Origin of the sequence: Halomarinibacterium sedimenti, from assembly GCF_019312585.1 — a bacterium.
Taxonomy (GTDB): Bacteria; Bacteroidota; Bacteroidia; order Flavobacteriales; family Flavobacteriaceae; genus Halomarinibacterium; species Halomarinibacterium sedimenti.
This window is the reverse complement of the sequence record NZ_JAHWDP010000011.1, coordinates 1-5,367: the sequence shown is the minus strand read 5'-3', so window position 1 is coordinate 5,367 and position 5,367 is coordinate 1. Positions and strand designations below refer to the sequence as shown.

Below are 5,367 nucleotides of genomic sequence, written 5' to 3'. Positions count from 1 at the left end.
AGTTCATTGATATATTGAAATTGACAGCGTAGGAATATATATTTTAGGATATATATTTCAGACGAAAATTAAACTAGACTAAGTAAAATACCTGAGATTTTTTTGAGGGCTTTTTGTTGTGATTTTGAAATTTTTTAAGATTATACGATGAAGAGTTTGATCCTGGCTCAGGATGAACGCTAGCGGCAGGCCTAACACATGCAAGTCGAGGGGTAACAGGGAGCTTGCTCTGCTGACGACCGGCGCACGGGTGCGTAACGCGTATACAATCTGCCCCTTACTAAGGAATAGCCCAGGGAAACTTGGATTAATGCCTTATAGTATCGAGAGATGGCATCATTTTTCGATTAAAGGTTACGGTAAGGGATGAGTATGCGTCCTATTAGCTTGTTGGTGTGGTAACGGCACACCAAGGCAACGATAGGTAGGGGCCCTGAGAGGGGGATCCCCCACACTGGTACTGAGACACGGACCAGACTCCTACGGGAGGCAGCAGTGAGGAATATTGGACAATGGGCGAGAGCCTGATCCAGCCATGCCGCGTGCAGGAAGACTGCCCTATGGGTTGTAAACTGCTTTTGTACGGGAAGAAACACCCCCACGTGTGGGGGCTTGACGGTACCGTAAGAATAAGCATCGGCTAACTCCGTGCCAGCAGCCGCGGTAATACGGAGGATGCAAGCGTTATCCGGAATCATTGGGTTTAAAGGGTCCGTAGGCGGATAATTAAGTCAGGGGTGAAAGTCTGCAGCTCAACTGTAGGACTGCCCTTGATACTGGTTATCTTGAATCGTTGTGAAGTGGCTAGAATATGTAGTGTAGCGGTGAAATGCATAGATATTACATAGAATACCGATTGCGAAGGCAGGTCACTAACAACGTATTGACGCTGAGGGACGAAAGCGTGGGGAGCGAACAGGATTAGATACCCTGGTAGTCCACGCCGTAAACGATGGATACTAGCTGTCCGGCCTTCGGGCTGGGTGGCCAAGCGAAAGTGATAAGTATCCCACCTGGGGAGTACGTTCGCAAGAATGAAACTCAAAGGAATTGACGGGGGCCCGCACAAGCGGTGGAGCATGTGGTTTAATTCGATGATACGCGAGGAACCTTACCAGGGCTTAAATGTATTGTGACAGGGGTGGAAACACCTTTTTCTTCGGACACATTACAAGGTGCTGCATGGTTGTCGTCAGCTCGTGCCGTGAGGTGTCAGGTTAAGTCCTATAACGAGCGCAACCCCTGCCGTTAGTTGCCAGCATGTAAAGATGGGAACTCTAACGGGACTGCCGGTGCAAACCGTGAGGAAGGTGGGGATGACGTCAAATCATCACGGCCCTTACGTCCTGGGCTACACACGTGCTACAATGGCCGGTACAGAGGGCAGCCACACCGCAAGGTGGAGCGAATCCTTAAAACCGGTCTCAGTTCGGATCGGGGTCTGCAACTCGACCCCGTGAAGCTGGAATCGCTAGTAATCGGATATCAGCCATGATCCGGTGAATACGTTCCCGGGCCTTGTACACACCGCCCGTCAAGCCATGGAAGTCGGGGGTACCTGAAGTCGGTGACCGCAAGGAGCTGCCTAGGGTAAAACCGATAACTGGGGCTAAGTCGTAACAAGGTAGCCGTACCGGAAGGTGCGGCTGGAACACCTCCTTTCTAGAGAAGTTACGCAAGAGGTCTATAAGATCTCTATATTTTGCTTGGTCTAGCTGTCAATTTTAATTTTTTAGAGTCAAGAAACAAAGAGCGAGCAGAAAGTATCTGTTTTTTGTTTTTACGAGTCTTGGTTCTGAATAAATGCAGTCTCATAGCTCAGCTGGTTAGAGCGCTACACTGATAATGTAGAGGTCGGCAGTTCGAGTCTGCCTGAGACTACTTAAAGAGACGTTCATATTTTATTGAAAGGAAATTCTAGGGGTTGAGTAGTAGTTTGTATATCTAACTACTAACTACTATGTACTAACTACTAGTATATGGGGGATTAGCTCAGCTGGCTAGAGCGCCTGCCTTGCACGCAGGAGGTCAAGGGTTCGACTCCCTTATTCTCCACCAAGGACAACAAGATTTCTGTGGTTTTAGCTGTTAATTTTAATTAACTACTTACAGAGTCGGGTCTAGATAGTTCATTGACATATTGGAAAAAGAAATACGAGAAAAGCAATTTTTTCAGTTAAAGACTTTTAAGTTTTTAGCTATATAAGTAAACTCATTTAAAGAGCAAAAAAGTACAATAAGCAAATTAAGAGCGCATGGGGAATGCCTAGGCTCTCAGAGGCGAAGAAGGACGTGATAAGCTGCGATAAGCTGCGGGGATTGGCACATACGAATTGATCCGCAGATTTCCGAATGGGGCAACCCAGCATATTGAAGATATGTTATCCGCAAGGAGGCGAACCCGGGGAACTGAAACATCTAAGTACCCGGAGGAAGAGAAAACAAAAGTGATTTCGTTAGTAGCGGCGAGCGAACGCGAATTAGCCCAAACCAGTACTGTTACGGCAGTGCTGGGGTTGTAGGACTGCGACATTGAATGCACGATGAACTAGAACACATTGGAAAGTGTGGCCATAGACGGTGATAGCCCGGTATAGGTAAAGAATGTTATTCATAGCAGTATCCTGAGTAGTGCGGGGCACGTGAAACCCTGTATGAATCCGGCGGGACCATCCGCCAAGGCTAAATACTCCTGAGAGACCGATAGTGAACCAGTACCGTGAGGGAAAGGTGAAAAGAACCCCGAACAGGGGAGTGAAATAGATCCTGAAACCATGCGCTTACAAGCGGTCGGAGCCCCTTTGGGGGTGACGGCGTGCCTTTTGCATAATGAGCCTACGAGTTACTGTTGCTAGCGAGGTTAAAATTTTAAGAATTGGAGCCGTAGCGAAAGCGAGTCTGAATAGGGCGCCATAGTTAGTAGTAGTAGACGCGAAACCGTGTGATCTACCCATGGGCAGGGTGAAGCTGTGGTAACACACAGTGGAGGCCCGAACCCGTTGACGTTGAAAAGTCTTGGGATGACCTGTGGGTAGGGGTGAAAGGCCAATCAAACTCGGAAATAGCTCGTACTCCCCGAAATGCATTTAGGTGCAGCGTTGTGTTAGTTTTATAGAGGTAGAGCTACTGATTGGATGCGGGGGCTTCACCGCCTACCAATTCTTGACAAACTCCGAATGCTATAAAATAATGCACAGCAGTGAGGGCATGGGTGCTAAGGTCCATGTCCGAGAGGGAAAGAACCCAGACCATCAGCTAAGGTCCCAAAATATATGCTAAGTTGAAATAACGCGGTTGGACTGCACAGACAGCTAGGATGTTGGCTTGGAAGCAGCCATTCATTTAAAGAGTGCGTAACAGCTCACTAGTCGAGCGGTCCGGCATGGATAATAATCGGGCATAAGCATATTACCGAAGCTATGGGATATTTAATATATCGGTAGGGGAGCATTCCAGCGGTGCTGAAGGTGTGGCGTGAGCCATGCTGGAACTTCTGGAAAAGAAAATGTAGGCATAAGTAACGATAATGCGGGCGAGAAACCCGCACACCGAAAGACTAAGGTTTCCTCAGCTATGCTAATCAGCTGAGGGTTAGTCGGGGCCTAACGCGAACCCGAAAGGGGTAGTGGATGGACAACCAGTTAATATTCTGGTACCTGCCCGCGCTAAAAGTGACGGAGGCGAGAATTAGGTGCGTACTGACGGAATAGTACGTTGAAGCCAGTGGTAACACGGCGATAGTACACTAAGGCTACGGCCGCGGTGATAATCCTGAATATCGACTTCCAAGAAAAACAAGCGAGGCAGCCCGTACCGCAAACCGACACAGGTAGTTGGGATGAGAATTCTAAGGTGCTCGAGAGATTCATGGCTAAGGAACTAGGCAAAATCGACCCGTAACTTCGGGAGAAGGGTCGCCCCCAGCAATGGGGGCCGCAGTGAAGAGGTCCAGGCGACTGTTTATCAAAAACACAGGGCTCTGCTAAATCGAAAGATGATGTATAGGGCCTGACACCTGCCCGGTGCTGGAAGGTTAAGAGGAGATGTCAGCTTCGGCGAAGCATTGAATTGAAGCCCCAGTAAACGGCGGCCGTAACTATAACGGTCCTAAGGTAGCGAAATTCCTTGTCGGGTAAGTTCCGACCTGCACGAATGGTGTAACGATCTGGACACTGTCTCAGCCATGAGCTCGGTGAAATTGTAGTAACGGTGAAGATGCCGTTTACCCGCTGTGGGACGAAAAGACCCCGTGCACCTTTACTATAGCTTAGTATTGGTTCTGGACAAGTAATGTGTAGGATAGGTGGGAGACTTTGAAGCTGCGTCGCCAGGCGTGGTGGAGTCACCGTTGAAATACCACCCTTTGCTTGTTTAGAGCCTAACCCCTTACGGGGGACAGTGCTTGGTGGGTAGTTTGACTGGGGTGGTCGCCTCCAAAAGAGTAACGGAGGCTTCTAAAGGTTCCCTCAATACGGTTGGCAATCGTGTGTAGAGTGCAATGGCATAAGGGAGCTTGACTGAGAGACCTACAAGTCGATCAGGTACGAAAGTAGAGCATAGTGATCCGGTGGTTCCGCATGGAAGGGCCATCGCTCAAAGGATAAAAGGTACGCCGGGGATAACAGGCTGATCTCCCCCAAGAGCTCACATCGACGGGGGGGTTTGGCACCTCGATGTCGGCTCGTCACATCCTGGGGCTGGAGAAGGTCCCAAGGGTTGGGCTGTTCGCCCATTAAAGTGGCACGCGAGCTGGGTTCAGAACGTCGTGAGACAGTTCGGTCTCTATCTACAGTGGGCGCGAGAAATTTGAGTGGATCTGACTCTAGTACGAGAGGACCGAGTTGGACTGACCTCTGGTGTACCAGTTGTTCCGCCAGGAGCACTGCTGGGTAGCTACGTCGGGAAGGGATAAGCGCTGAAAGCATATAAGCGCGAAACCCACCACAAGATGAGATTTCTTTAAAGGGTCGTGGGAGACTACCACGTTGATAGGCCATAGGTGGAAGTGCGGCAACGTGCGTAGCCGAGTGGTACTAATTACCCGTAAGCTTATGTACACGCTTCTCCCTCCGCAAGGAGGGAGAGCAACTCTTTGATTTTTAAGTGTGTTACAAAATTGTTTAGACTCAAGTATTCCTTTTTCCTTTATGTTAAGATATTTGCAGCAAAAGCTGCAGTTATAAGTAAAAGAAGACTTATAACTTACAACTAAGGTGGTTATAGCATCGGGGCTCACCCCTCTCCATTCCGAACAGGGAAGTTAAGCCCGATTGCGCCGATGATACTGCATCTATGTGGAAAAGTAGGTCGCCGCCTTCTTTTAAAAACCCCTCCAAAATATTGGAGGGGTTTTTTTATACTATTTTT

2 tRNA genes and 3 rRNA genes are annotated in these 5,367 nt (G+C 48.7%); all 5 read left to right on the top strand.

Annotated features, from left to right (window positions below):
- Positions 1-144 precede the first annotated feature (144 nt).
- The 5 genes from KXJ69_RS13590 to rrf all read left to right on the top strand — a co-directional run bounded on the left by KXJ69_RS13590 (position 145) and on the right by rrf (position 5,319).
- Positions 145-1,662 (top strand): 16S ribosomal RNA (locus KXJ69_RS13590).
- A 145-nt stretch (positions 1,663-1,807) separates the two neighbouring features.
- A tRNA-Ile gene (locus tag KXJ69_RS13585) sits at positions 1,808-1,881 on the top strand.
- 100 nt (positions 1,882-1,981) lie between these two features.
- A tRNA-Ala gene (locus KXJ69_RS13580) sits at positions 1,982-2,058 on the top strand.
- Positions 2,059-2,234: 176 nt separating this feature from the next.
- Positions 2,235-5,057, top strand: a 23S ribosomal RNA gene (locus tag KXJ69_RS13575).
- A 152-nt stretch (positions 5,058-5,209) separates the two neighbouring features.
- Positions 5,210-5,319, top strand: a 5S ribosomal RNA gene (gene rrf, locus KXJ69_RS13570).
- Together the 16S, 23S and 5S rRNA genes with 2 tRNA genes alongside form the textbook arrangement of a ribosomal RNA operon.
- Positions 5,320-5,367: the final 48 nt, after the last annotated feature.